The organism is Cyanobium sp. Cruz-8D1, assembly GCF_024345975.1.
Lineage (GTDB): Bacteria > Cyanobacteriota > Cyanobacteriia > PCC-6307 > Cyanobiaceae > Cyanobium.
Genome location: NZ_JAGQCD010000002.1, coordinates 40016 through 66219 on the forward strand (window position 1 = coordinate 40016; position 26204 = coordinate 66219).

Genomic DNA, 26204 nt, shown 5'->3' on the forward strand with positions numbered 1-26204 from the left:
CCCATGCCCCATGGCCGACTCCAAGCCCTCTGAGCTGGATGAGCTACGCCAGGAGAACGCCCGACTGATTGCCCTGCTGGAAGCCCAAGGCATCGCCTGGCGCTCCAGCGGACCTGCCCCATCTGAACCTGCGCCGATTTCACTCCAGGCCCCAGTCAAGGGTCCCGTTTCCACGCAGGAGAAGGTGGCGCTCTTCCGGCGTCTCTTCCGAGGCCGTGACGACATCTATGCCCTGCGCTGGCAGAGCACCAGCAGCGGGCGATCGGGCTATGCGCCGGCCTGCGCCCATGAGTGGCGGCCAGGCATCTGCGAAAAGCCGCGGGTGGCCTGCCGCGATTGCCAGCACCGCGAGCTCCTTCCCCTCACTGATGCGGCGATCTACGGCCATCTGGCCGGTGACCACACCCTCGGCCTCTACCCCCTGCTGGAGAACGACCACTGCCACCTGCTGGCCGTCGACTTTGACGACCAGGACTGGCGTGACGACGCCCGAGCCTTTCTGCGCTCGTGTCGGGAGCTGGCGGTGCCCGCAGCGCTGGAGATCTCCCGCTCCGGCGAGGGTGCCCACGTGTGGGTGTTCTTCGAGGAGGCCGTATCGGCCCGGGAGGCGCGCCAGCTGGGGGCAGCCCTGATCAGTGATACCTGCTCCTCGACACGCCAGCTGGAACTGAGCTCCTATGACCGGCTGTTTCCCAACCAGGACACCCTGCCGAAGGGCGGCTTTGGCAACCTTATCGCCCTGCCGCTGCAGAAGGAAGCCCGGCAGCGGGGCTGCAGCGTGTTCGTGGATGACGACCTGCAGCCCTATCCCGACCAGTGGGCCTACCTGGCAACCCTGCAGCGGCTCTCGGTAGCGGGGCTGCAGACCGTGATTCAGAGCGCCACCCGCTGCGCCCATCCCCTTGATCTCAGCTTCATCAACGAGGAGGACCTGGCGACCCCATGGAAAGCGCAGCCGCCCAGATCGAAACTCAAGGGACCGTTGCCCTCCTCACTCGGGCTCACCCTTGCCGATCGGCTCTATGTGGAGCGCTCGGGGTTGCCACAGCCGCTGCTCAATCGCCTGATCCGCCTGGCCGCCTTTGCCAATCCCGCCTTCTACAAAGCGCAGGCCATGCGGCATTCGGTGTGGGATAAACCGCGAGTGATCGGCTGCGCTGAAAACTTCCCCCAGCACATCGCCCTGCCGCGTGGCTGCCTGGATCCGGTGCAGGCCCTGCTGCAGGAGCAGGGGATCGGCTGGAAGCTGGTGGATGAACGTCAGAACGGCTCACCCCTGGAGCTGGTGTTCACAGGCCAACTGCGCGCCGACCAGGAGGCGGCGGTGAAGGAGATGCTCCGCCATGACATCGGCGTGCTGCAGGCGCCAACGGCCTTCGGGAAAACGGTGGTAGCGGCAGCGATCCTGGCCCGGCGGGGCGTGAACACCCTGATTCTGGTGCATCGGGCCGAGCTGCTGCGCCAGTGGCAGGAGCGGCTGCAGACCTTTTTGACTATCCCGGCGAAGACGATCGGTTCCATCGGGGGGGGCAAGGCCAAGCCATCTGGCCGGCTCGACATTGCTGTGATGCAGTCACTGGTGCGCAAGGGGGAGGTGAACCCGATGGTGCAGACCTACGGGCAGGTCATCATCGACGAATGCCACCACATCGCCGCGGCCTCCTTTGAAGCGATCCTGCGGCAGGTGAAGGCCCGCTACGTGCTCGGGCTGTCCGCCACTCTGGTGCGCCGCGACGGTCTGCAGCCGATCCTGTTCATGCAGTGCGGCCCCATACGCCACACCGCCGATCGGCCCATCGGAGCGCCCCAGACCCTGGAACTGGTGAGCCGCACCCATCAACTCGAAGGGCTGCCCGCCGATCTGCCGATCCAGGAGCTGATGCGCCGGCTGGTGGAAGACCTACAGCGCACCGAGCGGATCGTGGCCGAGGCCCTCGCCTGCTGGGAAGCGGGCCGCAAACTGCTGCTGCTCAGTGAGCGCACCGATCACATCACGGCGATCGCAGCCGCTCTCGCTGAACAGGTGCCGCACCTGTTCCTGCTGCATGGCCGCCTGAGCGCTCGCCAGCGCAGCGCCACCCTGGCCGCGCTGCAAGCGTTGCCTCCTGATGCACCCCGCATCGTGCTGGCCACCGGGCGTTTGGTGGGTGAAGGCTTCGATCACCCGCCGCTCGACACGCTGCTGCTGGCCATGCCCGTGTCGTGGAAGGGTACGTTGCAGCAATACGCCGGCCGCCTGCACCGGGAGCAATGCGGCAAGACCACTGTGCGGATCATCGACTGGCTCGATCTCGGCCATCCGGTGCCGCAACGCATGTGGGAGCGGCGACTGCGGGGCTATCGGGCGATGGGGTATTCGCTGATTTCCAATCCGTGATCCATGCCGAGTTCCCGTACCGGCCTCAGGCCCAGGGCGGTGGCGGCTTGCAGCATCCGCCCATCGAAGCTGGCCAGCTGGGTGCAGCGGCTGTGCAGCGCCATAGCCAGATGCAACGCATCGCCGGCACGGAGGCCGAGGGCCGGATCCTGGAGCAGCTCGGCCGCCTGGCGAAAGCGGTCGCGATCGAGCGAGCGCAGTTCAACACCGCCCTGCAGCAGGCGCACGAACTGATCAGCGGCGGCCTGACGGCTCTGTGAGCTGAGACCGTGATGGCGCTGCTTGATCCCCAGGGCACTGTGGGTCTCGGTGATCAGCCAGTCGCTGCTGACCAGAGGTTCGCGGCACTGCGCAAACCAGTCGAGGGCGTGCGGGCTGCGCTCCTCCGGGGTCAGCAGAGCCACCACCACGCTGGTATCGAGATAGATCATCGAGCGGTTGTCATCACCAGCGCTCACTGGCGCGGCATTCACCCATCACCGAGGGGGTGAAGGGCATGGTGGCCTGCAGCTCGCGCAGATCAGCGGCCAGAGCCGCGCGATCCCGCTGGCGGAGGGGTTCGAGGCTCAGCCGGCCGTCGGGGCCAACCACGATCTCGATCGGATCGCCTTCCCGCAGCCCAGCCTGGAGCAGGCAATCGGCCGGCAGCCGCACGGCCAGGCTGTTGCCCCAGCGGCGGATCGCTTGCTGGAAGTGTCTGCCTGCATCCGCAGATCTGCCCTGGGGCCTGGATGGAGTCAAGGGGTCACCGGGCATGTAGATACACACGACTCTACGCCCGGTGGGCCGCTTCCGCCTTGCTGGACTTCCAGGTCGGGCCTGTGACGGTGGGCGCCGCTCCCTGCTGGTCGAGGAGGGTCATGGTCACAGCCGTAAACCTAATCACAAACCTTCTCTCGTCCAGCCCTACAAGCCCTTGAGACTCATTCCTATACGAGGGCTTTTGTTAATGACTTGAGCAGCTTCCCAAACTGATGAACGTCGCCGGTTCAAATCCAGTCACCCGCTTGGTGAAAAGTCGAAGGGCAACAAAGAGAAGCTGAATTCCTTGGATCCTTAGCCCCCTTGATTGGTAAATAGCGAGAATTCCAGACATGGCTTGGTCGGGGTTCGCAGTTGCGGAGGCTGGGGCTGAGGAGTCCTGGGGGCGGCCGCTGGCCGCCAACGTCCTTCCGCCTGGCCTTGGAACGAGCTTCCGGCTTAGGCCCGGGGCTTGATCAACTGCAGCACTTGCAGACCGAGGCCGCCAGCGCGCCGCTCGCAATCGAGCGCCTCGAGGATCGCCCGAGCCGAAGTTTCGAGATCTCCTTCGAGGGCCGCCATCCGCGCCTGTTCGTTGAGGCTGGCCGCTTTGAGCAGCAGGCGCTGGCGAACGCTGGGGTCGGACAGCGGCAAGACGCTGGACCTTGGGCGTACGGAGGCTTCCACCGTCAAGGTGACGGGAGCAGACGGACTAGAGGCAATCATGATCGGCAAGGATTTCGCACTATCGAAGCCATTCACAACGGGTTTGTTGGCATCCAACAGACCCTTCGTTTTGAAATCTTACTGCACAACATAACCTTTAGCTCCGCTTGGACGGAACTGAGCGTCAAAACGTGAGGTTGGGATGGGATGGCCCCAACGTTTCAGGTGCCGGGTTCCTCCTGATTACCGCCCAGGGCAGCAATCTGGGAACGCAGCTGGTCCGAGCGCTGCTGGTCGCCCCTGGTAAGGGCGACGGCAAGGGCGAACTCGAGTTTCTCAAGCTGGTGATCACCTTCTTCCTGGGAATGGCTGCGTAAGAGGCAGTGGGGCGCAGGGCTGGCCGCACGTGAAGCAGGGTTCTGCCCGTGAACGGGGCTGGGAGAGGACTGGTAAGGGGAAGTGGGGAAAGCCATGGCCCGCTTTCTTTTCATTTTGACACCCCTGACCAGGGGGTGCGCGGGCTCAGGCGGCGGAGGGGTAGGGGACGTCGTCGTGGCTTTCGTAGGCAGGAGGCGTTTCGGGGGGCGCCTCAGAGCTGACGCCGATCTCCAGCAGATGGCGGCAGTCCTGCAGCAGCCGCTCGACGTTGTCGAGGCTGGCCAGTTCTTCCGGCTCCGGGCGGGCCTGGTTTGACGCCTGCCGTTCCACCGCCGCCAGACGCTGCTCCAGGGTTACCAGGCGCTGGGAGAGGGCGTGGATGGTTTCGGCGAGATCTTCGGCATTGCGGCTGATGCGGAACGACACCGAGGCGGGGGCCATGACAAGGAGAGCGACTGTTCTGAGCCGCATGACAACACACCCGGGCGACCCTCTCAAGCACCAGTGGCAGGGATCTCCCAGAGTGGGCCCTGTTGATCAGGCTCAGCAGCGATGAACCATCCCTGGCATCTCTTGCTTTATGTGATGGCGGGACTCACCGGTGGTCTGCTGGCCCTGCGCACCGGCATCCCGGCAGCTCCCCTGGCCGGGGCCCTGCTGGGGGCCGCCCTGGTCAGCGTGACGGGGCGGCTCGAGGTGGCCCAATGGCCGGTCGGTTCCCGCACCCTGCTGGAAATCGGCATCGGCACGGTGATCGGTACCGGACTCACCGGCACGGCCCTGATGGAGCTGCGTCAGCTGTGGCGGCCCGCCCTCCTGATCACCTTCACCCTGGTGCTCACCGGCCTGGTGGTGGGCCTGGGCTGCAGCCGACTGATGGGCGTTGACCCGGTGGTGGCCCTGCTGGGGGCGGCCCCGGGGGGCATCAGCGGCATGAGCCTCGTGGGGGCGGAGTTCGGCGTGGGGGCGGCCGTGGCCACCCTGCACGCGGTGCGGCTGATCACCGTGCTGGTGATCCTGCCGCTGGTGGTGCGGCTGGTGCTGCCGGCCGCTGCCGCGCCACCGGGCAGCTGACCACCCTGGACAGGAGCGCTGGGGTCGATACGTTGGGCCACCTCGTTCTTCCCTTGCGGTCCGATGGCCACTCGCCACTTTCTCCCTCGCCGACTGGGCCCCCTCGTCCTGGCGGCGGCAGCCGGCCTGCTGGCCGCCACCGGCACCGCCCAGAGCGCCCGCGCCGGCAGCAACATTGATGGGCCCGGGGGCAAGGGCGCCCAGGTGTATTGCTTCATGCGCAACAACGGCAATGTCCACCAAGTCAGCTGGACGGCCTCCTACGCCCTGATCAAGCGCCAGAGCGCCGGGCTGTTCAAGACATCCCCCGAGCATGCCGCGGTGATGATCACCGAGGCGGTGGTCCAGAACCCCAGCACCTTCCCCGATTGCGGCCGGTTCCTCGGGGATCTGTATGCACCGCGCTCCTCCGGCACGACCGCCACCAGCCCCGAACCCAGCCCGACCGCGATCTCGGTCGTCGGCGGTGGTAAGGCTGGTGACAGCGGCATGACCCGGAGTGAGCGTTACAACTGAGCGGGCCAGCCTGCTCGTCACCACCCCATCCCAGCAGAGCCGACGGCCGCCTCTGGTGCTGCTGCTGGCCCTGCTGCTTGCTGGCTGCGTTGAGCAGCCCTTGCCCCAGCGGCCCATCACCCGCGAAGACTGCCTGCGCTCGGTGAACCTGGAGGATCTCCCCAGCGCCCTGCAGCAGTGCGACAAGGTGGTGGCCGCCTTCCCGAAGGATCCAGGCCCGCTGAACGAGCGGTTCCTTCTGCACACCCTGGCCGGTAACACCGCCGCCGCCTGCCGGGACATCGCCCAGGCCACCACCCTGACGGCCGGGGTGCCCAAGACCAAACTGGACCCGATCCTGCGCCAGGACCTGGACGTGCGGCAGCGCAGCTGCAGCGAGGACGGCCCCGCCGGTCAAGGCGGCTGAGGACCGCAGCACGCCCTAGCCGCGCTCGAGCCACTGGCGTATCAGCGCCGGCAGGGCCTGCTGTCGGCGCTGGGCGTCACGACCCTGCAGCAGCAGGGAAATCCGCTCGGCCTTGCTGGCGATCAGATCGTCCACCAGCCGATCGGCGACGCCCAACTGCAGCCAGTGGCTGGTGAGCGCGGCCCCCATGCCGATCCGGTGGCAGCGGTCCTCAGCCTGCTCGGCGTCGCCCGGGGTCCAGGGCCGCTCCACCAGCACCACGTGCCGGGCCCGGTGCAGGGTGAAGCCCAGGCCCCCGGTGCCGTAGGTGGCGATCAGCACGGGGCTGCGGCCCGACTGAAAGGCGTCCACCAGCCTCTGGCGTCGGGCCGGGGGCACGGCGCCGACCAGGGGACCCCCGTCGTCCCCCTGGCCCAGCTGCCGGTGCAGGGCCAGGGCGGTGGCCACGAAGGCCGTGAACACCACCACCGCTTCACCGCCGCCCCGCAGCGCGGCCACCAGCTCGGTGGTGGCCGCCAGCTTGTGATGAGAGGCGATCTGGCGCAGGGCCGTGAACACGGCCAGGGCTTCGGCATCGCGGCGCACCTCGCCGGCCCAGGCCCGGCGGCGGTAGTCGTCGATCCGCTCCTGCAGGGCCCGCTCGAAGGCCTCGGCGGCATCGGCGTCGAGGCTCACGGACCGCTCCAGCCGCTGCTTGGGCGGCAGGTCGAGGCACTGACCCTTGCGCCGATGCAGCACCAGGGGCCGCACCAGTCGCTGCAGCTCTTCCAGCTGGCTGGCACCGCTGGCCTGCCAGATCCGCCGCCCCCCCTGCTCCCGCCAATGCCCCTGGCAGTAGCGCTCCTCAAAGTGGCGCTGGTCGGCCCCGAGGGGGTGGCCGATGGCCGCCAGCAGGGGAAACAACTGGACCGGCCGCCCATTCTTCATCGGCGTACCGGTGAGCAGCCAGATCGCCCGCAGGCGCGGATGGCGGGCCAGCCGCAGGAACGCCTGGGTGCGGGCGGCGTGGAGGGTCTGGGCGAAATGGGCCTCATCAGCGATCAGCACCGTGCCGGCAGCCGGCAGCTCGGCGGGCAACCGGGCCCAGCTGTGCACCTCCAGGCGCAGACCCAGCCCCGCCGCCTCCTGCCGCCAGTGGTGGTGCAGCCCCGCCGGGGCCACCACCACCAGCCGGCAGTCGGCCAGGCGCACCAGGGCACGACCGGCCACCAGGGCCGTGAGGGTCTTGCCGAGGCCCATCGCGTCGGCCAGCACAGCCCCGCGCCGGGCCAGCAACCAGCGCACCGCCTGCCGTTGGTGGCGGAACAGCCGGCGGCCATCGGGCAAGGCCTCGTCGGCGGCGGCCGCCGCCACCAGGGCCCGGTGCGGGGGCAGGGGGGGCAGGGGCTGCCCCAGCCAGGTGAACCACTGGCCCAGCTCCGGCGTGACCGGAATGCGACCGGCGCACTGCCGCTGCAGTGACGCGGCCGCCTCCAGGGGGAACTGCCAGCAGCCACGGCGGCTGAGCCACTGCCCACGGGGGCGGATGGCCCGCAGCTGCGCCTGGGTCACCGCATCGAAGGGACTGACGACTTCGATCAGACCCGAGGCGCCCAGGCGCATCTGCACCAGGGGGGAGGCCAATGCGGCAAAAAGCAATCAAGAACACATTGACACCCGGGGCGCTGAAGGCAAACTTCCGCCAACCGAGGCGCGCTGATGCAGGCCAGGGATGGAGTCTTTCTCGAAGATCTCTGCCCCAAGCTGCGAGCGCGACGATGGCGACAGTCGCTACACCGGATGACCGGGCGCCGCTGCCTCTATTGCGGCGAGGCCTCGGAATCGATTGATCACGTGCATCCACTCAGCCGCGGCGGCGAGAGCATCACCGAAAACTGTGTGCCGGCCTGCCTGGGCTGCAACGGCCGCAAGGGCGACAGCGACGCCTTCACCTGGTATCGGAGCCAACCTTTCTACGACCCGCGCCGGGCGATGGCCCTGCGGGCCTGGACCGATGGCGACTTGCGCCTGGCCCTGCGCCTGCTCCAGTGGGTGGCGCCCGTTGAGCCGGAGACGGCCACGGCGGCCGAGGCCGAAGTGACTCACCAGACCCGGCAGGCCTCCACGCCGTTGTGGCGGTGGCAGATGGCCTCCTGATCGCGGGGCTGCTCCGGCGCCAGCAACACCGCCCCCAGCACCAGCCCTACGGCCAGCAGCAGGGGGGTGGCGGCCCGCGAGCGAGGCACCGAGGCAAGGCGGGGTCTGCCGCTGGGGGGACGCGCCGGTGCGAGGCCGACAGGGAGACTGGCTCCGAATGACGAGGTGGTCACGGGATGGGAAACAGACAGTGATACAGATGTACTGATGTCGACGCCATCTGTCAACCCGCTGGCCGCTGCCGATCGGATCGATCACCCGGCGTTGCCCGCTGCTGCTGCCGCCATCAGCCGACTGCTGGTGCTCGGCGGGGGCTACACCGGGCGGCGTGTGGCCCAGGCGCTGGAGGCGGCCGGCGTGCCGGTGTTGCTCACCCACCGCCAGCCCTCCCCCAGCGGCCACGACCCGGGCTGGCTGCACTTCGATCCCGACCAGGGAGCGCTGCCCACCCAGGCGGACCTGGCCGGGGTCAGCCATGTGCTGGTGACGATCCCACCCAATGCCGGCGGCCGGGATCCGGTGCTGGAGTCGCTTGAAGCCCAGCTGCGGCGCCTCGAGCCGGCCTGGGTGGGCTACCTCTCCACCACCGGGGTCTACGGCGATACCGGTGGTGCCTGGGTGGACGAAACGAGCCCCACCCAGCCGCTGCTGGAGCGGAGCCGGGCCCGGCTGGCCTGTGAGCAGGCCTGGCAGCGCAGCGGCCTGCCGGTGCAGTTGCTGCGGCTGCCGGCCATCTACGGACCGGGCCGCAATCCGATGCTGAACCTGCGCAACGGCACGGCGCGGCTGATCCACAAGCCGGGCCAGGTGTTCTCCCGGGTGCACGTCGACGACATCGTCGGGGCCGTGCTGCACTGCATTGCCCTGGCGCCCCAGGCCCGGCCCGACAGCTTGATCCTGGCGGACACCTGCCCCTGCCCCTCCAGCGAGATCCTCGGCCTGGCCGCCCACCTACTGGGCTGCCGGCTGCCGGACGTGCAGCGCTACGCGGACGTGGCGCCCAGTCTGGGACCCATGGCCCGCAGCTTCTGGAGCGAGAATCGACGGGCCAGCAGCCGGCGGCTCCGGGACGACCTGGGCTACCGCCTGCTCTACCCCACCTACCGGGAGGGCCTGTCGTCCTGCTCCGGCGACTTTTTCTGAGCACCGAAGATCGTTGTGTCGATCAGGGTGGAGACACCCGTGTCTTCCCCCATCTTCTGCCAGTCCACCACAACCCATTCGTTGCGGAAGGCAATCCCACCACCCAGCAGCAGCGCACCCAGCAGCAGCAAGCGGACCATGGACCGACCCCGACAATGCCCGATAGCATGAAAACTACAGCGGATCGCCTTGTCATTGCCCTGGGGGATCCCGCCGGCATCGGCGCCGAGGTGACCCTCAAGGCCCTCGCCCAGCCGCGCCCCGCCGGCCAGGAGGTGGTGCTGGTGGGTTGCGGCCGCTGGCTGCGGGACTGTCACCACCAGCTGCTGGCCTGCAGCGACGCCCCCCTGGCCGACCCCGACGACTTCGCCCTGGAGGATGTCCCCCTGGAGCAGCCGGTCGTCCCCGGGGTCAGCAGTGCCGTCGCCGGCGCTGCCAGCTTCTCCTGGTTGACGCGGGCCGTGGCGCTGGTGGGGGCCGGCGGCGGCCGGGCCCTGGTGACGGCCCCGATCGCCAAGGCCAGCTGGCAGGCGGCCGGCCATGCCTATCCCGGCCAGACGGAGCGGCTGGCGGAGCTCACCGGCAGCGCCGACGCCGGCATGCTGTTCACCGCCCTGGCCCCCGGGGGCGGCTGGCGGCTCAACACCCTGCTGGCCACCACCCATATCCCCCTGGCCGAGGTGAGTGGCCGGCTCACGGCGGAGCTGGTGGTCCGTCGGCTGGAGGCCCTGCTGGCCTTCTGCCAGCGGTTTGAGGCCCAGCCGCGGCTGGTGGTAGCGGGCCTCAACCCCCATGCCGGGGAAGGGGGCCATCTGGGCCAAGAGGAGCAGGACTGGCTGATCCCCGCCCTGCGGCACTGGCAGGATCTGCATCCGGAAGTGCGGCTGCAGGGGCCCATGCCCCCGGACACCTGCTGGTTGGAAGCGGCGGCGGCCTGGAGAGGCGAAGGCGAGGGGGCGGATGGCTATCTGGCGCTTTACCACGACCAGGGACTCATCCCCGTGAAGCTGCTGGCCTTCGACGCCGCCGTCAACACCACCCTGGGGCTGCCCTTCCTGCGCACCTCCCCGGACCACGGCACCGCCTTCGGGATCGCCGGCCGGGGCGTGGCCCGGGCCGACAGCATGGCGGCGTCGATCCGCACCGCCTGGGAGCTGGGTTAGCCCGCCTTGATCCGCATCAGCACCTGGCCGAATTCCACCGGGGTGCCGTTGTCCACCAGGATCTCCACCACTTCGCCGCTGAACTCACATTCCAGCTCGTTCATCAGCTTCATCGCCTCAAGGATGCAAATCGGCTGACCGGCGCTGATGCGACTGCCGACCTCCACGAAGGGGGCCTCACCCGGTGCCGAGGAGCGGTAGAAGGTGCCCACCATCGGGGCGGTGACGGACTGCAGGTCGCTGCGCACCGAGGCGGCCGGGGGCGGCGGCGCCGAGGGGCCAGGGACGACGCCGACCGGGGCGGCGGGCATAGGGGCGTGCGGGGGCGGCCCTGCCGGGGCCTGCACCATGGTCACCGTGGCCGGTGCGGGGGACGGCAGGTTGCGGCGCACCTCCAGACGGAAATCGTCGCCCTCGAGCTTGAGCTCCTGGATGTCGCTCTCCCCGAGCAGGGCCAGCAACTGACGCAGTTGGTCGTGATCGAGCTGCATGGCGATCAGGTGTCCCGGCCCAGGTAGCTGTCGGTGCGGGTGTCGACCTTGATCTTCTCGCCGATGGTGATGAACAGGGGCACCATCACCTGGGCACCGGTCTCGACGATGGCGGGCTTGGTGCCACCCGTGGCGGTGTCGCCCTTGACACCGGGGTCGGTCTGGGTGACTTCGAGCACCACCGAATTGGGCAGCTCCACCTCCAGGGGCTTGCCGTTCCAGGAGACGACGCTCACCTCCATGCCTTCCTTGAGGTATTTGCGGCCGTCACCGATCTGCTTGGCGGTCAGACGGGTCTCCTCATAGGAGGCCATGTCCATGAAGACGTAATCGTCACCTTCCATGTAGGTGTGCTGAAGGGTCGCCTTCTCCAGCTGGGCCTGGGGCATGGTCTCCCCGGCGCGGAAGGTCTTCTCCACCACGTTGCCGCTCTGCACGCCCTTGAGTTTGGTGCGCACAAAGGCTGACCCCTTGCCGGGCTTGACATGCAGGAACTCGACAACGCGCCAGACCTGGCCATCCAGTTCGATCGTTGTGCCGGTACGAAAGTCGTTGCTGGAGATCATTCCGGCGGATCGGATCGGGGGATTGTACGTCTGGCTACAGGCCCGCCCTTGAGCCATGGCAGGGGAGGCCAGGGCCGGTTGTGCCAAAGTCCAGTCAGTCACAAGGGAAGCATGGACCGGCGACGCAGGCCCTCCGGGTTCACCACCACGCTGGGGGCCAGCCTGGCCCTGCTGCTGACCCTGCTGCTCGCGGTCCCCGCCGCCTGGGCCTACCTGCCCCAGGGCAACGCCGTCAGTGATCCCACCGCCCTGCTGCGCAATGCCCTGCCCATCGACCAGGGAGATCTTCAGAAGCTGCAGCACCGGCTGGAGGACACCAGCGACGACCTGCGGGCCAAGCGCTGGAGCAGCCTGACCGGGTCCGTGCGGCGGGCCGAGTCCCAGCTGGGCAGCAGCCGGGAGCGGATCCTGGCCAGCTTCGATCCCGCCGACCGGGCCACCGCCGAGGCCCTGCTCAGCGACGCCGGGGTGCATCTGCAGGATCTGGCCGCCGCAGGCGAGGCCCAGGACCGGGACCAGTTCCTGGCGGCCCGCCGCGAAGCCCTGGCCGACATCGGCCGCGCCGAAGGTCTGCTGGTGGGGCCCTTCCCCTTCGCGATCCCGCCGGAGTTCGATGCCCTGCCGCGGCTGCTCGGCCGCGCCACCGTGCGGCTGACCACCACCAAAGGCGACCTGATCACCGTCGTGGACGGTTACAACGCGCCCCTCACCGCCGGCGCCTTCGTGGATCTGAGCCAACGCGGCTTCTACGACGGCCTGCCGTTCAACCGCGCCGAAGATTTTTACGTGCTGCAGACCGGTGATCCCATCGGCCCGCTGACGGGCTACGTGGATCCGGCCACCAAGCAGGAACGCCAGGTGCCCCTGGAAATCAAGGTGCCCGGCGAGGAGGTCCCCTTCTACAACCAGACCTTCGAGGATCTGGGCCTGTTCAAGGCCGAGCCGGTGCTGCCCTTCGCCAGCAAGGGCACCCTGGGCTGGGCCCACTCCGACGAGGCCCTGGGCGACGGCTCCTCCCAGTTCTTCCTGTTCCTGTTCGAGCCGGAACTCACCCCCGCCGGCCTCAACCTGATCGACGGGCGCTATGCCGCCTTCGGTTACGTGGTCGAGGGCCTGGACGTGCTTGAGGAGCTCACCGCCGATGACGGCATCGTCAAGGCAACGGTGATCGAAGGGGCCGACAACCTGCGCCCCCATGCCTGAGGGGCCGACCCTGGCGGAGCTGGGGGAAACGGAGCTGATCCGGCGCCTCGGCGCCTTCGCCCCCCGGGGCCAGTTCGGCGATGACGCCGCCCTGCTGGGCCCGGCCCTGCTCGGCCCAAACGGCGGGGGGGATCTCCAGCTTGTGGTCAACACCGACGTGCTCGTGGAGGACGTCCATTTCAGCGCCACCACGATGGGCGCCAGGGATGTGGGCTGGCGGGCCGCCGCCGCCAACCTCTCCGATCTGGCGGCCATGGGCTGCCTCGACGCCGTGGGGCTCACCGTGGGCCTGGTGGCCCCGGGCCACACCCCCTGGGCCTGGGTGGAGGGGGCCTACGCCGGCCTGACGGAGCTGCTGGGCACCCATGGGGGCGTGCTGCTGGGAGGAGACTGCAGCGGCGGTCGTCAGCGGCTGCTGGCGGTCACCGCCCTTGGCCGGCTCGGCCACGGCTGCGGCGGGCCGATCCGGCGTGGGGACGGACAGCCAGGCGACCAGCTGGTCTGCACCGGCGTCCACGGCCTCAGCCGCCTGGGCCTGGCCCTGCTGCGGGGGGAGCCGCTCCCGGACCTGGCGCCGGACGTGCGGGAACGAGCGATCCGTGCCCACCGGCGGCCCGTGCCCCGTTTCGATGCCGTGGCGGCCCTGGGCTCCAGCCGACCTGAAGCCCTGCCCTGGCGCGTGGCCGGCTGCGACAGCAGCGACGGCCTGGCGGCGGCAGCCACCTGCCTGGCGGTGGCAAGCGGCTGCACGGCCCTGATCAAGCGCGAAGCACTGCCCCTGGCCGAGGAACTGGAGGGCCTGGCCGCCGCCAAAGACTGGTGCCTCTGGGGAGGTGAAGATTTCGAACTGGTGCTGGCCCTGGAGCCGGCCTGGGCGACAGCCCTGGCGGACAAACTGCCCGGCAGCCGCTGCATCGGCGCTCTGGAGGCCCCCCGTGTGGCTGGCCCCCTGGCCTGGTCGAACAGGGGAGGCGCGATCACCCCCCCTTCAGCCAGCTTCCAGCATTTCAGCTGAACCCAGCGCGCAGACTCACTTCCAGTTGCGGGCCACCACTTCGGCCAGGTCGACGACGCGCTGGCTGTAGCCCCACTCGTTGTCGTACCAGGCAATCACCTTGACCATGTTGTCGCCCATCACCAGGGTGAGGTCGGCATCCACGATCGTGGATTCATCGGTGCCGGCGTGATCGGTGGAGACCAGGGGCAGATCGCAGTACTTGATGATCCCCTTCATCCCGTTCATGGAGGATTCCTGGAGAACGGCATTGACTTCTTCCTTGGTGGTGCCGCGACTCACTTCAAGGACGAGGTCGACCACTGAAACGTTGGGGGTGGGCACGCGCATGGCAATGCCGTTGAGCTTGCCCTTCATCGGCGGGTAAACAAGGGCCACGGCCGTGGCGGCGCCGGTGGAGGTGGGGACGATGTTGACGGCGGCGGCGCGGGCACGGCGCAGATCGCGATGGCTGGCATCGAGGATGCGCTGGTCACCGGTGTAGCTGTGGGTGGTGGTCATCATGCCCTTGACGATCCCAAAGCTCTGGTCGAGAACTTTGACGATCGGCGCCATGCAGTTGGTGGTGCAACTGGCATTGCTGATGATGTCAAAATCTTCGTGGCGGTACTGGTCGGCGTTCACGCCCACCACGAAGGTGCCGACGCCTTCCCCCTTGCCCGGAGCCGTGATCAGCACCTTGCTGGCGCCGGCCTCAATGTGCTTTCCAGCGCCTTTCTGGTCGATGAAGACGCCGGTGGCTTCGATCACCAGATCCACACCCCACTCCTTCCAGGGAAGGTTGAGGGGATTGCGATCAGAGAAACATTTGATCGGCTTGCCGTTGACGACGATGGTGTCGTCGGTGTAGCTCACTTCCGCGTTGCGGATGTGGCCAAGCATCGTGTCGTACTGGAGCAGGTGGGCGTTGGTCTTCGGATCGGACGTGTCGTTCAGACCGACAACTTCGATGCCGGTGTTCTCACCGCGGCTGAGCCAGCAGCGCATGAAGTTCCGACCGATTCGGCCAAATCCATTGATCGCAACGCGCAAGGTCATGGCAGAAAGCGGTGGAACCCGCTAGCAAGGAGGGTTTTGGCTGCCGATCATACAGAAATGGGGTCCTGGTCTTTCCCGCAGCCACAGGCCCCGGATCGGACGGTCGGCAAAGCGCAGTATCCCGCAAAGGGGGGTGGGGGGACCTGCCGTTATTTTCGGCAAGGCCTGGAGTCCCCCTTGATCCCAAAGCTTGATCGCCGTCAGCCGCTCCATTTCATCGGGGCCGGTGGGATTGGCATGTCCGCCCTGGCGGGGATCCTGGCGGAACGGGGCTTCCTGGTGAGCGGCTCCGATCCCCGTCCCAGCCCGGTGCTGGAGCGGCTGCGGACCGCTGGGGTGCGGGTCTTCCAGGAGCAGACCGCCGCCACCATCGCCGCGGTGATGGCTGGGCTGGAGGAAACCCAGGGCGGAGCCGAGTCGGCCCTTCTCGTGGTGATCAGCTCAGCGGTGCCCGCCGCCAATGAGGAACTGGCCGAGGCGCGACGGCGCGGACTGGCGATCGTGCACCGCTCCGACGTGCTGGCGGCCCTGATCAACGACCAGCCCTCGATCGCCGTGGCCGGCAGCCACGGCAAAACCACCACCAGCACCCTGATCGCCACCTTGCTGGAGGCCGTCGGCGAGGATCCCACCGCCGTGATCGGCGGCATCGTGCCGGCCTTCGGCAGCAACGGCCGCCATGGCCAGGGGCTGTTGCTGGTGGCGGAAGCCGACGAATCGGACGGCTCCCTGGTGAAGTTCACCCCCCGGCTCGGGCTGCTCACCAACGTCGAACTCGACCACACCGACCATTACCTGGACCTGGCCTCCCTGGTGGCCACCCTGCAGCGCTTCGCCAGCGGCTGCACGACCCTGCTGGCCAACCGGGACTGCCCGGTCCTGCACGAGCACTTCGAAGCCACCAGCTGGTGGTCGACCCGCAGCGGCGAGGCCGTGGAGTTCGCCGCCATCCCCCTGGAGGAGCGGGGTGACGGCACCCTGGCCACCTGGTACGAGCACGGGGTGAGCCTGGGCACCCTGGAGGTGCCCCTGCCTGGCCGCCACAACCTGAGCAACACCGTGGCGGCGATGGCGGCCTGCCGCCTTGAGGGCGTGCCCTTCGCGGACCTGCGCCAGGCGGTGGCGAGCCTGCGTCCCCCCGGGCGCCGCTTCGACTGCCGCGGCCTCTGGCAGGACCGGGCGATCGTCGACGACTACGCCCACCATCCCAGCGAAGTGGCGGCCACCCTCGCCATGGCCCGGCTGATGGTGGAGAGCGGCCGCAGCCCACTGCCGCTGGTGCCCCGCCGGCTAGTGGCGGTGTTCCAGCCCCATCGGTACACCCGCACCGCCCAGTTCCTGGACGACTTCGCCGCCGCCCTGACCCACGCCGATGCGGTGCTGCTGGCACCCCTCTACGCCGCCGGCGAGGCCCCGATGGCAGGGATCTCCAGCCCGGCCCTCGCCGAGGCGCTGCGGGCCCTCGCTCCCGACCTGCCGGTGGCGGTGGCGGCCAGCATGGAGGCGCTGGCGGAGCTGGTGTCCAGCAGCACCGGCCCGGGCGACCTGGTGCTGGCCATGGGGGCCGGCGACATCAACAGCCTCTGGGAGCGCCTGGGGGCCTTTGATGAACGCGAACATCCCTCGGCACTGGTGGCCTGAGGGGATGGTCACGGCCCCATCCAGCCAACCGCGTCCATCGGTCTCCCTGCGGGAGTTCACCACCTGGAAGGTCGGGGGGCCCGCCGCCTGGTTCGCCGAACCCGCCGACCAGGAGGCCCTGATCACCCACGCCGCCTGGGCGGCGGCCGCGGGCCTGCCCTTCCGCTGCATCGGCGCTGGCTCCAACCTGCTGATTGCCGACAGCGGCCTTGAAGGCCTCACCCTCTGCAACCGCCGCCTGCAGGGCAGCCGCCTGGATCCCGGTGAGGGCTGGGTGGAAGCGGAGGCGGGCGAGCCCATCCCGACCCTGGCCCGCAAGGCCGCCCGCAGCGGCCTGCGGGGGCTGGAGTGGGCCGTGGGCATTCCTGGCACGGTGGGTGGGGCCGTGGTGATGAACGCCGGCGCCCAGGGGGGCTGCACCGCCGAGTGGCTCGCCTCGGTGTGGGTGCTGGATCCGCGCAGGCCCGAGGCCCCCTTCCGCCTGGAGGCCGCCGATCTGGCCTTCGCCTACCGCCACAGCCGACTACAGGAGGAGCCCCTGCTGGTGCTCTCGGCCCGGTTCCGGCTGGAGCCCGGCCACGACCCGGCCACCCTCACGGCCCGCACCAGCGCCAACCTGCACAGCCGCACCAGCAGCCAGCCCTACCAGCAACCCAGCTGCGGCAGCGTGTTCCGCAACCCGGAGCCGCTCAAGGCGGGCCAGCTGATCGAATCCCTTGGCCTCAAGGGGCTGAGCATCGGCGAGGCCCAGGTGTCGCCGATCCACGCCAACTTCATCGTCAACACCGGCTCCGCCACCGCCGCCGACATCGACGCCCTGATCGGGCTGGTGCAGCAGCGGGTGCTGGAAGGCTGCGGCGTGCGCCTGCATCCAGAAGTCAAACGGCTGGGGTTCTAGCCTGAGCTCCTACGTTGACCCTCTGGCATGGCCGGCTTCGGACTTCCCAACTTCGGACAGCTGACCGAGGCCTTCCGCAAGGCCCAGCAGATTCAGCAGGACGCCCAGAAGCTCCAGGAAGAGCTTGATGCGATGGAGCTGCAGGGCAGCGATCCCGAGGGCCGCGCCAGTGTCTGGCTCACCGGCAACCAGCAGCCCCTGCGGGTGGCGCTGAGCCCCGAGCTGCTCGGCGAACCCGCCGAAACCGTGGAAGCGGCCGTGTTGGCGGCCCTTTGCAACGCCTACGAGCTCTCCACCACCACCATGCGCGAACGGATGGAAACCCTCACCGGTGGCCTGGATCTCAATCTTCCCGGTCTGGGGAACTGACGTCCCCATCCAGCGCCGTCAGGTTCTGCTCCAGCGCCTGACGCCGGGTGCTGCGGGAGGAACGGCGCAGCTGGGGATTGAGCAGGGGCTCGAGGCGGTCGCCCCGCTGACGCAGGCCGCCATCCCCCGCCCGCGTCTGACTGGCGCGGGAGCGGGCCCCCGCCAGGGCCTCCACCTCCTCCAGGCAGCGGCCGTAGATCGCGTAGCGGTCCCAGGTGTCCCCCACGGCACAGCCGGGATCCCCCTGGTGGCGGCAATTGGCGAAACGGCACGGGGAGGCCCTGAGCCGGGCCAGCAGCTCCGGGAAGGCCGCCGCGAGGCTGTGGGGGTCACCGGGCAGGGCGGGGGTGTTGAAGCCCGGTGAATCGGCGACCAGGGCCCCCGGAGCCAGCGCAAACAGTTCGACATGCCGTGTGGTGTGGCGTCCCCGGCGCAGCCGTCCGGACACGGCGGCGACGCGCAGCTCCAGGGCGGGGGCCAGGGCATTGAGCAGGCTGCTCTTGCCCACCCCTGAGGGGCCACAGAGCACGGCGATGCCCGGCTGCCCCAGGTGGCTCCGCAGCGCCGCCAGCCCCGCCCCGGTGCGCGTGGAGATCGCCAGGGTGGCGTAGCCCCAGCCCTCCAGCCGGCGGCACCAGGCCTCCACCTCCGCCGCCGGCAGCAGGTCCGCCTTGCTCAGCACCACCTGCACCGGCTGGCCGGTGGCCTCCGCGGTGATCAGGAACCGGCTGAGCTGCAGGGGGTCGAGGCCCGGCTCGGCCATGGCCACCACCACCACCACCCGGCTGACGTTGGCGACAGCTGGCCGCTCCAGCAGATTGTGGCGGGGCTCCAAGCCCACCACCGACCCCCGCCGCGCCCGCCAGTCGATGGACGCCACCGTCACCCGGTCTCCGACGCACACCTGCAGACCGCTCTTGTCGAGCCGGGAGCGGCGGGTGCACAGCAGGCGGCCCTCGTCGCCGAGCTCGGAGGGCTCCTCAAGAGCCACCAGGCAGTAGTTGGCCTGCAGGGCCACCACCCGACCCGGCAGCGGCTCAGCCCCCATCCCGTCGCACCAGAAGCCGAACCCCCTCCCCTGCCGCGAACGGCGAGGGGACGACCGCCTGCACCGTGTGACCCTCGGAGCGCAGACCTTCAGCCACCATCTGCTCCGGTTCACCTGGATCCAGGTCGATCTGGAGCCAGCCCCCCGATGGCAGCGTTTCCAGTGCCAGGCGTGCCCGGATGAAGTTGACCGGGCAGGCGGTGCCCCGCAGATCGAGGGCCACCGGGTCGTTCAACCGAAGAGGCCGCCGAACAGGCCGCTCTTGTGGTGGTGGCGTTGGCCCTTGCTGGTGTGGTGGCCGGCGAGTTGCTCGAGCAGTTGCCGCTCCTCACCGTTGAGCTTGGTGGGCAGCTGCACCTTGATGGTGAACTGGTGATTGCCGCGGGCCACCGGATTGCCCAGGCGCGGAATTCCCTTGCCCTGCATGGTGATCACGGCCCCGGGCTGGGTGCCGGGGGGGATCTCCAGCGGCTCCTGACCGTCGACGGTCTCCACCTCGATCGTGTCGCCCAGGATCGCCTGGAGGTAGTTGAGCGACACCTCGGAATGGATCGTGACGCCATCCCGGCGCAGGTGGGGGTGGGCCTGGACCGTGAGAAAGACGTAGAGATCACCCGCCGGGCCGCCCCGCTGGCCGGCGTTGCCCTCCTGGCCGACCCGCAGCCGGGTGCCCGAGTCGACACCGGCAGGGATGTTGATGCGCAGCTTCTTGCGCACCTGCTGCAGGCCCTGACCGCCGCAGGCGGAACAGGGATCGGCAATCACCTGGCCAGTGCCTTCGCAGGTGGGGCACGGCGCCACCTGGGTGAAGTTGCCGAAGGGGGTCCGGGTGGCCCGTCGCACCTGACCGGCGCCGCCGCAGGTGCCGCAGGTGGTGGGGCCGCTGCCCGCCTTGGCCCCCGAGCCGCTGCAGGTGGTGCAGGTCTCGAGGTGGCGGATCTGGACGTCCTTTTCGCTGCCGAAGACGGCCTCGCTGAAGCTGATGGTGAGATCGAGGCGCAGATCGTCGCCCTGGCGCGGTCCGCGGCGACGTGCGCCACCGGCGGCGGCGCCGCCGGCCCCACCGAAGCCACTGAAGAAAGTTTCGAACAGGTCGGCGAAGCCCCCCATATCGCCCATGTCGGGCATGCCGCCGCCACCGCCCAGGCCGGCCTCGCCGAACTGGTCGTACCGGGCCCGGGCCTGGGGATCGCTGAGCACTTCGTAGGCCCGGCCGATCTCCTTGAAGCGATCCTCTGCCGCCGGATCCTTGTTGACATCCGGGTGGTATTGACGGGCCAGACGCCGGTAGGCCTTCTTGAGGCTGTCGGCATCCACATCCCGGCCGACACCGAGCAGCTCGTAGTAATCGGCCATCAGTCGGACTGCCCCTCACTGGGGGGAGCCGAGACTGCGGTGGGGCTGGTGCCGCCGGAAGGGCCGGGGCCCATCGACACCTTGACCAAGGCGTGCCTGAGCACGCGTCCATCGAGGTGATAGCCCCGTTGCAGCTCCTCGATCACCACATCCTCCGGGTGTTGCTCACTGGGTTCGCGCAGCACGGCTTCATGAAGGCTGGGATCGAAGGGTTCCCCTTCCACCCGCATCGGCGAAACCCCCAGCTGCTTGAACACATCAACCAATTGTTTATAGAGGTTCTGATAGCTGCGATGCAGGCTCTGGGCCTCTTCGCTTTGGGGATTGAGCTGCTGGCGGGCCCGGTCGAAGTTGTCGACCACCGGCAGGATCTCGGTGAGGGTCGTGCAGGTGATGTGCAGGCGCTGATCCTCCTTGTCGCGGCTCTGGCGCTTGCGGAAGTTGTCGAAGTCGGCGGCGATGCGCATGTACTGGCCCCGCAGCGACTCGTTCTCGCTGCGCAGGGCGGCCAGTTCGGCCTCGAGCTGGCCGAGGCGCTCAGAAGGCTCTGCGTCGGGGGATGGCGGGGCCTGGGAACCCTGATCAGCCGCCGTCCCGGCCGCGTCGGCGTCGGGGGGCGCCTGCAGGGTCTCGAGGAGCGCCTCCACCCGGGCCGCGTCGACCGCGCCCTCCCGGGGATCGATCTGTTCCTCATGCGGGGGAGTGATGTCGCCGGTCATGCGTTCTGGCAGGGATGTCAGATCCAGGTATGTTGAATGCCAGGTAGCCCTCTCCACAAGCGGTGGAAGCCCGCACCTCGGCCCCAGGCTTCGCTCCCGATCTCCGTCGATGCCATCAGAAGGTCTCACCCAGCGTCCGCAGGTCACCGGCGTGGAGCACACGTCCCTGTTCCGCGATCTCGACCTGGGCCAGGCTGCCACCCCTGGCGGCCAGATCGCACCGGAAACCGAGGACCTCGAAGCCAGCGGCACCGGCGAGGGGATTTCCCCGGTGATGAGCCTGGTGGACCGGATCCTGGTCGAGTCACTCACCACCGGCGCCAGTGACATCCACGTCGAACCGCAGGAAGACGGCCTGCTGATCCGTTTCCGCCAGGACGGCGTCCTGCGCAGCATCGACAAGCTGCCCCGCACCCTGATCCCGGCGGTGACCTCTCGCTTCAAGATCATGGCCGACCTGGACATCGCCGAGCGGCGGATGCCCCAGGACGGCAGGATTCGCCGCACCTTCCGTGAGCGCACAATCGATTTTCGGGTCAGCACTCTGCCGGGCCGTTACGGCGAGAAGGTGGTGCTGCGGCTGCTCGACAGCGGCGCCACCCAGCTGGGCCTGGACAGCCTGATCACCGACAACGAGGCCAGGGAAACCCTGCGGGACATCGGCTCCAAGCCCTTCGGCATGATCCTGGTCACCGGACCCACCGGCTCCGGCAAATCCACCACCCTTTACGCCCTGCTCTCGGAGCGCAACGACCCCACAATCAACATCTCCACGGTCGAAGACCCGATCGAGTACACCCTTCGGGGCATCACCCAGACCCAGGTGAACCGGGAGAAGGGCTACGACTTCAGCCTTGCCCTGCGCGCTTTCATGCGGCAGGACCCGGACGTGCTGCTGGTGGGGGAGACCCGCGACCTGGAAACCGCCCGCACGGCCATTGAGGCGGCCCTGACCGGCCACCTGGTGCTCACCACCCTGCACTGCAACGACGCCGCCAGCGCCTTCGCCCGGCTCGATGAGATGGGGATGGAGCCCTTCCTGGTGAGCGCTTCGCTGCTGGGGGTGGTGTCCCAGCGCCTGCTGCGCCGCCTGTGCAGCGAGTGCCGCCTCTCCTACCACCCACACCAAGGCGAGCTTGCCCGGTTCGGCCTGGTGGCCTCCGATGAGAGCGACATCACCTTCTACCGCGCCAACACGGTGTCGCCGGGCTCAGAGGGCTGCTGCTGCACCTGCCAGGGGCGGGGCTACAAGGGCCGGGTGGGGGTCTACGAGATCCTGCGCATGAACGAGACCCTCTCCGCCGCCGTGGCCAAGCGGTCGACGACCGAGGAGCTGCGCCGCCTGGCCCTGGAAAGCGGTATGAAAACCCTGCTGGGCTATGGCCTTGACCTGGTGCGGCAGGGGCTGACCACTCTTGAAGAGGTGGAGCGGATGCTGCTCACCGACACGGGCCTGGAATCGGAGCGGCGGGCCCGGGCCCTGAGCACCCTCACCTGCCGCAGCTGCGGGGCCGGGCTTGAGGACGAATGGTTGGAATGTCCCTACTGCCTGAGCGTTCGGAGCTGAGCCCATGGACCTTCTGATCGAGGATCTGATGCAGGAGCTGGTCAAGGCCGGAGGCAGCGACCTGCATCTGTCCGCAGGCAATCCGCCCTACGGCCGCTTCAGCGGTCAGCTGAGGCCGATCGTCCAGGACACCAAGCTCAGCGAGGAAAGCTGCAACCGGCTGATCTTCTCCCTGCTCAACAACGCCCAGCGCAAGAATCTCGAACAGAACTGGGAACTGGACTGCTCCTACGGCCTCAAGGGGGTCGCCCGTTTCCGCGTCAACGTCTACCGCCAGCGGGGCACCTACGCGGCCTGCCTGCGGGCGCTTGGCAACTCCATTCCCAGCCTGGAGAAGCTCGGGCTACCGCCCATCGTCGAAGAGATCAGCAGCAAGCCCAAGGGCCTCGTCCTGGTCACCGGTCCCACCGGTTCCGGCAAGACCACCACCCTGGCCTCGCTGATCGAGCACATCAATGCCACCCGTTCCGAACACATCCTCACCATCGAGGATCCGATCGAGTTCACCTACAGAAACAACAAGTCGATCATTCACCAGAGGGAACTCAACGAAGACACCCGCAGTTTCTCCAATGCCCTGCGGGCGGCCCTGCGGGAAGATCCCGATGTGATCCTGGTGGGGGAACTGCGCGACCTGGAAACCATCCAGCTGGCGGTCACCGCCGCCGAAACTGGCCACCTCGTCTTCGCCACCCTGCACACCAGCTCCGCCTCCCAGACCGTGGACAGGATGGTGGATGTGTTCCCAGCCGAGCAGCAGACCCAGATCCGGGTGCAGCTCAGCGGCAGCCTGCTGGCGGTCTTCTCCCAGACCCTCTGCAAGAGCGCCGAGCCCACCTCCAGCGGGGCCTTCGGTCGGGTGATGGCGCAGGAAATCATGATCAACACCCCCGCCATCGCCAACCTGATCCGGGAAGGCAAGAGTTCCCAGCTCTATTCCCAGATCCAGACCGGTGCCAGCATGGGGATGCAGACCCTTGAGCGCGCCCTTGCGAACCTGGTGGAGGACGGCAAGGTGACCCGCGACGAAGCCCTGCTGAAAACCACCAAACCCGAGGAACTCGTCCGACTTCTCGACCGATGATGGTCCCCTGACCCCCTTCCCCCGGACGCCGATCCCCGTTTCACCCGAGCGCCGCCATGACCGCCTTCGTCGTCACCTACACCACCCGGTCCGGCCAGCGCCGGGAGATGACGCTGACGGCGGACAACCCTTCCGTGGCCCGGAGGGAACTGCGCCGCCGCGGCATCCTTCCCCACACCCTGGTGCGCAAGGAAACCCCGAGGGTTCCCCAGGGGGGCGTCAAGAAAGCGAACTCCTCCTTCAGTGGACTGGCCGACCTGCTGGAGGGCCCGGTGACGATCCGGGACAAGGCCCTGTTCGCCAACAAACTCTCCGCCCTGGTGGACGCGGGCGTGCCCATCCTGCGCAGCCTCGACCTGATGCGGATGCAGCAGAAGTCCACCAAGATGCGCCTGGCCCTGGCGGGCATGACCCAGGACGTGAACCAGGGCGACAGCCTGGGCAATTCGATGCGCCGCTGGCCGAAGGTGTTCGACAACCTCAGCATCGCCCTGGTGGAGGCGGGGGAAGCCGGCGGGGTCCTTGACGACACCCTCAAGCGCCTGGCCAAGCTGCTGGAGGACAACGCCAAGCTGCAGAACCAGATCAAGGGGGCCATGAGCTACCCGGTCACCGTGCTGGTGATCGCGATCGCGGTGTTCCTGGGCATGACCATCTTCCTGATCCCGACCTTTTCGAGCGTCTTCGACCAGCTGGGGGCGGAATTGCCCCTGTTCACCCAGATGATGCTCAATCTGAGTAATTTTCTGCGCTCCTGGAAGGCCCTGATCCTGGTCGGCGGTCTGGTGGGCTTCGCCTTCTGGGTGGTCGCCACCTACAACACGCCGATGGGCCGCCGTCAGATCGACGGGCTGCTGCTGAAGCTGCCCCTGTTCGGAGAGCTGCTCGTAAAGTCGGCCAGTGCCCAATTCTGCCGCACCCTGAGTTCCCTGTCCAAAGCAGGTGTGCCGATCCTTCTTTCCCTTGAGATCGTGAGGGAAACAGCCACCAACTCCGTGATTTCCGATGCCATCATCTCCTGCAAGAACGAGGTGAGCGAAGGCATGCCGCTCAGTGCCGCCCTGCGGATGAAGAACGTGTTTCCGGAAATGTGCGTGAACATGCTCGCCATTGGCGAGGAAACCGGAGAGATGGATGCCATGCTTTCGAAAGTGGCCGACTTTTACGAAGACGAGGTGAGCACCATGGTGAAGGCCATGACCTCCATGCTGGAGCCGGCCATGATCGTGCTGGTGGGCCTGATCGTGGGATCAGTGCTGCTGGCGATGTACCTGCCGATGTTCTCCATCTACGAGCACGTGCGCTGAGCCGCCAGCGCCTGTCCCGCCAACCAGCCCGAACTCCAGCAGTGCTGGAAGTTGAAGCCACCGGTGACCCCGTCCACATCCAGCAGCTCCCCCACCAGGAACAGCCCTGGCTGCAGGCGGCTTTGCATCGAGGCCAGGTTGACTTCCGCCAGAGGAATGCCCCCGGCGGTCACGAACTCCTCGCCGAAGGGCCCCCGGCCCGAGATGCGGTAACGGCTATCGCGCAGGGCGGTGATCAGGGCCAGCTCGCTGCGGCGGGGCAGATCGGCCCAGCGCAGGCTGGCCTCCACACCGCCCTGGGCCAGCAGGTGCAGCCAGAGGCGACGGCTGAGGTCGGGCCAGGGGCGCCAGTTGCCGAGCTGACGGCGGGCCTGGTCGCGACGGGCGGCGGCGAACCACCCCTCCAGGTCGGCCGGCTTGCGGCCACCGGTCCAATCGACCCGGAGCTCGGCGCGGTAGCGGCGCTCCCGCAGGACGCGGGCGGCGAAGGCCGTGAGCCGCAGGGTGGCCGGGCCGCTGAGGCCCCAGTGGGTGATCAGCACCGGCCCCCGCTGCCGCAGGGGCTTGGTGGCATTGGTGGCGGTTCCCGGCAAAGGCGTCAGCAGAAGCTCCAGCTGCACCGGATCCATGGCCACCCCGGCCAGGTCCACCAGGGGGTGGTCGGCCAGGGTGAGGGTGAACAGGGAGGGCACAGGCGCCACCAGGCCATGGCCCAGGGAGGCGGCGATGCGGTGGCCGCTGGGGTGGCTGCCCGTGGCCAGCACCAGGTGCTCGGCCACCACCTCGGCCCCCGAGCGCAACCGCAGCCGGAACCCCCCGTCGGGGAGGGCCTGGGCCGTCTGGCCCGCCTGGGTTGTGTGCAGAACCACCCCGGCGGCGAGCGCCGCCTGGCGCAGGGTGTCGACCACCGAGGAGGAGCGATTGGAGCGGGGAAACAGGCGGCCGTCGGCCTCCTCCACCAGCTGGAGACCATGGGCCTGGAACCAGGCCACCGTGTCGGTGGTGGCGAAGCGCGAGAAGGGCCCCCGCAGGGCCTTACCGCCACGGGGGTAATGATCCACCAGGACGCGCGGATCCCAGCAGGCATGGGTGACATTGCAACGGCCACCGCCGCTGATCAGCACCTTGTGCAGCGGTTCGGGGGTGGACTCCAGCAGCAGCACCCCCCCGGGGAAGCTGCCGCCGGCGGCTTCGGCGGCCGCGATGGCGGCCATGAAGCCCGCCGGACCACCTCCCACCACCACCACGGAGGCACGGCTGGGCAGCATGGGGCGATGGAGCACAACTACCGCTTCAGTGTGG

The 26204-nt window shown here is 68.6% G+C and carries 31 protein-coding genes; 15 read left to right on the forward strand and 16 right to left on the reverse strand.

Going from position 1 to position 26204, the window contains the following annotated elements:
• Window positions 1–10: 10 nt before the first annotated feature.
• A complete protein-coding gene (locus tag KBZ33_RS01690; protein ID WP_254950155.1) occupies window positions 11–2377 on the forward strand; it encodes a TOTE conflict system archaeo-eukaryotic primase domain-containing protein in 2367 nt (788 codons plus the stop codon).
• Here KBZ33_RS01690 and KBZ33_RS01695 read toward each other — a convergent pair.
• The 5 genes from KBZ33_RS01695 to KBZ33_RS01715 form a co-directional block, all read right to left on the reverse strand.
• Window positions 2338–2835, reverse strand: a complete 498-nt coding sequence (locus KBZ33_RS01695; RefSeq protein WP_255011453.1) for a type II toxin-antitoxin system VapC family toxin — start codon at window positions 2833–2835, stop codon at window positions 2338–2340. The two genes, KBZ33_RS01690 and KBZ33_RS01695, sit on opposite strands and share 40 nt — an antisense overlap.
• Window positions 2822–3118 carry an AbrB/MazE/SpoVT family DNA-binding domain-containing protein gene (locus KBZ33_RS01700; RefSeq protein WP_254950152.1) on the reverse strand — a complete coding sequence of 99 codons (297 nt, stop codon included), beginning with the start codon at window positions 3116–3118 and terminating at the stop codon, window positions 2822–2824. The genes KBZ33_RS01695 and KBZ33_RS01700 overlap by 14 nt, the downstream gene beginning before the upstream one ends.
• A 459-nt stretch (window positions 3119–3577) precedes the next feature.
• Window positions 3578–3772: a hypothetical protein gene (locus tag KBZ33_RS01705; protein WP_315859116.1), complete on the reverse strand. Its 195-nt coding sequence runs from the start codon at window positions 3770–3772 to the stop codon at window positions 3578–3580.
• Between the two features lie 233 nt (window positions 3773–4005).
• On the reverse strand, window positions 4006–4257 hold the full coding sequence (locus KBZ33_RS01710; protein ID WP_254950151.1) for a hypothetical protein: 252 nt from the start codon (window positions 4255–4257) through the stop codon (window positions 4006–4008).
• 49 nt (window positions 4258–4306) lie between these two features.
• Window positions 4307–4603 carry a hypothetical protein gene (locus KBZ33_RS01715; RefSeq protein ID WP_254950150.1) on the reverse strand — a complete coding sequence of 99 codons (297 nt, stop codon included), beginning with the start codon at window positions 4601–4603 and terminating at the stop codon, window positions 4307–4309.
• 111 nt (window positions 4604–4714) lie between these two features.
• On the opposite strand from KBZ33_RS01715, the gene KBZ33_RS01720 reads away from it, so the two are divergent.
• The 3 genes from KBZ33_RS01720 (at window position 4715) to KBZ33_RS01730 (ending at window position 6158) form a co-directional block, all read left to right on the forward strand.
• Entirely contained in the window at window positions 4715–5236 is a 522-nt protein-coding gene (locus tag KBZ33_RS01720; RefSeq protein WP_254950149.1) for an AbrB family transcriptional regulator, read from the forward strand.
• Window positions 5237–5299: 63 nt separating this feature from the next.
• Complete coding sequence (locus KBZ33_RS01725) at window positions 5300–5752, forward strand: DUF6554 family protein (protein WP_254950147.1); 453 nt, start codon at window positions 5300–5302, stop codon at window positions 5750–5752.
• Window positions 5736–6158, forward strand: coding sequence for a hypothetical protein (locus tag KBZ33_RS01730; RefSeq protein ID WP_254950145.1), 423 nt, complete (start codon window positions 5736–5738; stop codon window positions 6156–6158). The genes KBZ33_RS01725 and KBZ33_RS01730 overlap by 17 nt, the downstream gene beginning before the upstream one ends.
• A 15-nt stretch (window positions 6159–6173) precedes the next feature.
• On the opposite strand, the gene KBZ33_RS01735 is transcribed toward KBZ33_RS01730, so the two are convergent.
• On the reverse strand, window positions 6174–7760 hold the full coding sequence (locus tag KBZ33_RS01735) for a DEAD/DEAH box helicase (protein WP_254950228.1): 1587 nt from the start codon (window positions 7758–7760) through the stop codon (window positions 6174–6176).
• 96 nt (window positions 7761–7856) lie between these two features.
• Between KBZ33_RS01735 and KBZ33_RS01740 the strand changes: the two genes are divergently transcribed.
• Window positions 7857–8294, forward strand: a complete 438-nt coding sequence (locus KBZ33_RS01740; protein ID WP_254950143.1) for an HNH endonuclease — start codon at window positions 7857–7859, stop codon at window positions 8292–8294.
• Here KBZ33_RS01740 and KBZ33_RS01745 read toward each other — a convergent pair.
• Window positions 8240–8467 (reverse strand): serine protease inhibitor, encoded by a 228-nt coding sequence (locus tag KBZ33_RS01745; RefSeq protein WP_255011456.1) that lies wholly within the window; start codon window positions 8465–8467, stop codon window positions 8240–8242. The genes KBZ33_RS01740 and KBZ33_RS01745 overlap by 55 nt on opposite strands.
• 34 nt (window positions 8468–8501) lie before the next feature.
• Here KBZ33_RS01745 and KBZ33_RS01750 point away from each other — a divergent pair, with 34 nt between their 5' ends.
• The gene (locus KBZ33_RS01750; protein ID WP_254950139.1) at window positions 8502–9437 is read left to right on the forward strand and encodes an NAD-dependent epimerase/dehydratase family protein; all 936 of its coding nucleotides are present in this window, start codon (window positions 8502–8504) and stop codon (window positions 9435–9437) included.
• Here the strand turns inward: KBZ33_RS01750 and KBZ33_RS01755 are convergent.
• Window positions 9395–9577, reverse strand: coding sequence for a hypothetical protein (locus KBZ33_RS01755; protein ID WP_254950137.1), 183 nt, complete (start codon window positions 9575–9577; stop codon window positions 9395–9397). The two genes, KBZ33_RS01750 and KBZ33_RS01755, sit on opposite strands and share 43 nt — an antisense overlap.
• A gap of 27 nt (window positions 9578–9604) precedes the next feature.
• Between KBZ33_RS01755 and pdxA the strand changes: the two genes are divergently transcribed.
• Entirely contained in the window at window positions 9605–10600 is a 996-nt protein-coding gene (gene pdxA, locus KBZ33_RS01760) for a 4-hydroxythreonine-4-phosphate dehydrogenase PdxA (RefSeq protein ID WP_254950136.1), read from the forward strand.
• Here pdxA and accB read toward each other — a convergent pair.
• Both accB and efp read right to left on the reverse strand, forming a co-directional pair.
• On the reverse strand, window positions 10597–11091 hold the full coding sequence (accB, locus tag KBZ33_RS01765; protein WP_254950134.1) for an acetyl-CoA carboxylase biotin carboxyl carrier protein: 495 nt from the start codon (window positions 11089–11091) through the stop codon (window positions 10597–10599). The two genes, pdxA and accB, sit on opposite strands and share 4 nt — an antisense overlap.
• Window positions 11092–11096: 5 nt before the next feature.
• The gene (gene efp, locus KBZ33_RS01770; RefSeq protein WP_254950132.1) at window positions 11097–11657 is read right to left on the reverse strand and encodes an elongation factor P; all 561 of its coding nucleotides are present in this window, start codon (window positions 11655–11657) and stop codon (window positions 11097–11099) included.
• A gap of 111 nt (window positions 11658–11768) precedes the next feature.
• On the opposite strand from efp, the gene KBZ33_RS01775 reads away from it, so the two are divergent.
• Together KBZ33_RS01775 and thiL are read left to right on the forward strand one after the other, a co-directional pair.
• A complete protein-coding gene (locus KBZ33_RS01775; protein WP_254950130.1) occupies window positions 11769–12860 on the forward strand; it encodes a peptidylprolyl isomerase in 1092 nt (363 codons plus the stop codon).
• Window positions 12853–13875 (forward strand): thiamine-phosphate kinase, encoded by a 1023-nt coding sequence (gene thiL, locus KBZ33_RS01780; RefSeq protein ID WP_254950128.1) that lies wholly within the window; start codon window positions 12853–12855, stop codon window positions 13873–13875. The genes KBZ33_RS01775 and thiL overlap by 8 nt, the downstream gene beginning before the upstream one ends.
• A gap of 15 nt (window positions 13876–13890) precedes the next feature.
• On the opposite strand, the gene KBZ33_RS01785 is transcribed toward thiL, so the two are convergent.
• Window positions 13891–14913 (reverse strand): type I glyceraldehyde-3-phosphate dehydrogenase, encoded by a 1023-nt coding sequence (locus KBZ33_RS01785; RefSeq protein WP_254950126.1) that lies wholly within the window; start codon window positions 14911–14913, stop codon window positions 13891–13893.
• Between the two features lie 180 nt (window positions 14914–15093).
• Between KBZ33_RS01785 and murC the strand changes: the two genes are divergently transcribed.
• Genes murC through KBZ33_RS01800 form a run of 3 tightly spaced genes read left to right on the forward strand, consistent with a single transcriptional unit; the run spans window position 15094 to window position 17821 of the window.
• Entirely contained in the window at window positions 15094–16554 is a 1461-nt protein-coding gene (gene murC / locus KBZ33_RS01790; protein WP_254950226.1) for a UDP-N-acetylmuramate--L-alanine ligase, read from the forward strand.
• 4 nt (window positions 16555–16558) lie between these two features.
• The gene (murB, locus tag KBZ33_RS01795) at window positions 16559–17452 is read left to right on the forward strand and encodes a UDP-N-acetylmuramate dehydrogenase (RefSeq protein WP_254950125.1); all 894 of its coding nucleotides are present in this window, start codon (window positions 16559–16561) and stop codon (window positions 17450–17452) included.
• 27 nt (window positions 17453–17479) lie between these two features.
• On the forward strand, window positions 17480–17821 hold the full coding sequence (locus KBZ33_RS01800; RefSeq protein ID WP_254950123.1) for a YbaB/EbfC family nucleoid-associated protein: 342 nt from the start codon (window positions 17480–17482) through the stop codon (window positions 17819–17821).
• Here the strand turns inward: KBZ33_RS01800 and rsgA are convergent.
• From rsgA to grpE, 4 genes are read right to left on the reverse strand one after another with little or no spacing between them, the layout of a single operon-like run.
• A complete protein-coding gene (gene rsgA / locus KBZ33_RS01805; RefSeq protein ID WP_254950121.1) occupies window positions 17796–18869 on the reverse strand; it encodes a ribosome small subunit-dependent GTPase A in 1074 nt (357 codons plus the stop codon). The genes KBZ33_RS01800 and rsgA overlap by 26 nt on opposite strands.
• Entirely contained in the window at window positions 18859–19104 is a 246-nt protein-coding gene (locus tag KBZ33_RS01810) for a sulfurtransferase TusA family protein (protein WP_254950119.1), read from the reverse strand. Before KBZ33_RS01810 ends, rsgA begins: the two co-directional genes overlap by 11 nt.
• Entirely contained in the window at window positions 19101–20225 is a 1125-nt protein-coding gene (dnaJ, locus tag KBZ33_RS01815; protein WP_254950117.1) for a molecular chaperone DnaJ, read from the reverse strand. Before dnaJ ends, KBZ33_RS01810 begins: the two co-directional genes overlap by 4 nt.
• The gene (grpE, locus tag KBZ33_RS01820; RefSeq protein ID WP_254950115.1) at window positions 20225–20944 is read right to left on the reverse strand and encodes a nucleotide exchange factor GrpE; all 720 of its coding nucleotides are present in this window, start codon (window positions 20942–20944) and stop codon (window positions 20225–20227) included. The genes dnaJ and grpE overlap by 1 nt, the downstream gene beginning before the upstream one ends.
• Here grpE and KBZ33_RS01825 point away from each other — a divergent pair.
• From KBZ33_RS01825 to KBZ33_RS01835, 3 genes are read left to right on the forward strand one after another with little or no spacing between them, the layout of a single operon-like run.
• Entirely contained in the window at window positions 20931–22511 is a 1581-nt protein-coding gene (locus KBZ33_RS01825) for a GspE/PulE family protein (RefSeq protein ID WP_396107758.1), read from the forward strand. The two genes, grpE and KBZ33_RS01825, sit on opposite strands and share 14 nt — an antisense overlap.
• A gap of 4 nt (window positions 22512–22515) precedes the next feature.
• Window positions 22516–23595, forward strand: coding sequence for a type IV pilus twitching motility protein PilT (locus tag KBZ33_RS01830; RefSeq protein WP_254950111.1), 1080 nt, complete (start codon window positions 22516–22518; stop codon window positions 23593–23595).
• Between the two features lie 56 nt (window positions 23596–23651).
• Entirely contained in the window at window positions 23652–24902 is a 1251-nt protein-coding gene (locus tag KBZ33_RS01835; protein ID WP_254950109.1) for a type II secretion system F family protein, read from the forward strand.
• On the opposite strand, the gene KBZ33_RS01840 is transcribed toward KBZ33_RS01835, so the two are convergent.
• Window positions 24884–26170 carry an NAD(P)/FAD-dependent oxidoreductase gene (locus tag KBZ33_RS01840; protein WP_254950107.1) on the reverse strand — a complete coding sequence of 429 codons (1287 nt, stop codon included), beginning with the start codon at window positions 26168–26170 and terminating at the stop codon, window positions 24884–24886. The genes KBZ33_RS01835 and KBZ33_RS01840 overlap by 19 nt on opposite strands.
• Between the last annotated feature and the right edge of the window lie 34 nt (window positions 26171–26204).

Bases quoted from the DNA above. Each gene is read 5' to 3' on its own strand.
- KBZ33_RS01690 (WP_254950155.1), top strand. From the start codon at position 11: ATGGCCGACTCCAAGCCCTCTGAGCTGGATGAGCTACGCCAGGAGAAC.
- KBZ33_RS01710 (WP_254950151.1), bottom strand. From the start codon at position 4,257: ATGGCTTTCCCCACTTCCCCTTACCAGTCCTCTCCCAGCCCCGTTCAC.
- KBZ33_RS01715 (WP_254950150.1), bottom strand. From the start codon at position 4,603: ATGGCCCCCGCCTCGGTGTCGTTCCGCATCAGCCGCAATGCCGAAGAT.
- KBZ33_RS01720 (WP_254950149.1), top strand. From the start codon at position 4,715: ATGAACCATCCCTGGCATCTCTTGCTTTATGTGATGGCGGGACTCACC.
- KBZ33_RS01725 (WP_254950147.1), top strand. From the start codon at position 5,300: ATGGCCACTCGCCACTTTCTCCCTCGCCGACTGGGCCCCCTCGTCCTG.
- KBZ33_RS01735 (WP_254950228.1), bottom strand. From the start codon at position 7,760: ATGCGCCTGGGCGCCTCGGGTCTGATCGAAGTCGTCAGTCCCTTCGAT.
- KBZ33_RS01740 (WP_254950143.1), top strand. From the start codon at position 7,857: ATGCAGGCCAGGGATGGAGTCTTTCTCGAAGATCTCTGCCCCAAGCTG.
- KBZ33_RS01750 (WP_254950139.1), top strand. From the start codon at position 8,502: ATGTCGACGCCATCTGTCAACCCGCTGGCCGCTGCCGATCGGATCGAT.
- KBZ33_RS01755 (WP_254950137.1), bottom strand. From the start codon at position 9,577: ATGGTCCGCTTGCTGCTGCTGGGTGCGCTGCTGCTGGGTGGTGGGATT.
- pdxA (WP_254950136.1), top strand. From the start codon at position 9,605: ATGAAAACTACAGCGGATCGCCTTGTCATTGCCCTGGGGGATCCCGCC.
- accB (WP_254950134.1), bottom strand. From the start codon at position 11,091: ATGCAGCTCGATCACGACCAACTGCGTCAGTTGCTGGCCCTGCTCGGG.
- efp (WP_254950132.1), bottom strand. From the start codon at position 11,657: ATGATCTCCAGCAACGACTTTCGTACCGGCACAACGATCGAACTGGAT.
- KBZ33_RS01775 (WP_254950130.1), top strand. From the start codon at position 11,769: ATGGACCGGCGACGCAGGCCCTCCGGGTTCACCACCACGCTGGGGGCC.
- thiL (WP_254950128.1), top strand. From the start codon at position 12,853: ATGCCTGAGGGGCCGACCCTGGCGGAGCTGGGGGAAACGGAGCTGATC.
- KBZ33_RS01785 (WP_254950126.1), bottom strand. From the start codon at position 14,913: ATGACCTTGCGCGTTGCGATCAATGGATTTGGCCGAATCGGTCGGAAC.
- murB (WP_254950125.1), top strand. From the start codon at position 16,559: ATGGTCACGGCCCCATCCAGCCAACCGCGTCCATCGGTCTCCCTGCGG.
- KBZ33_RS01800 (WP_254950123.1), top strand. From the start codon at position 17,480: ATGGCCGGCTTCGGACTTCCCAACTTCGGACAGCTGACCGAGGCCTTC.
- rsgA (WP_254950121.1), bottom strand. From the start codon at position 18,869: ATGGGGGCTGAGCCGCTGCCGGGTCGGGTGGTGGCCCTGCAGGCCAAC.
- dnaJ (WP_254950117.1), bottom strand. From the start codon at position 20,225: ATGGCCGATTACTACGAGCTGCTCGGTGTCGGCCGGGATGTGGATGCC.
- KBZ33_RS01825 (WP_396107758.1), top strand. From the start codon at position 20,931: ATGTCGCCGGTCATGCGTTCTGGCAGGGATGTCAGATCCAGGTATGTT.
- grpE (WP_254950115.1), bottom strand. From the start codon at position 20,944: ATGACCGGCGACATCACTCCCCCGCATGAGGAACAGATCGATCCCCGG.
- KBZ33_RS01830 (WP_254950111.1), top strand. From the start codon at position 22,516: ATGGACCTTCTGATCGAGGATCTGATGCAGGAGCTGGTCAAGGCCGGA.
- KBZ33_RS01835 (WP_254950109.1), top strand. From the start codon at position 23,652: ATGACCGCCTTCGTCGTCACCTACACCACCCGGTCCGGCCAGCGCCGG.
- KBZ33_RS01840 (WP_254950107.1), bottom strand. From the start codon at position 26,170: ATGCTGCCCAGCCGTGCCTCCGTGGTGGTGGTGGGAGGTGGTCCGGCG.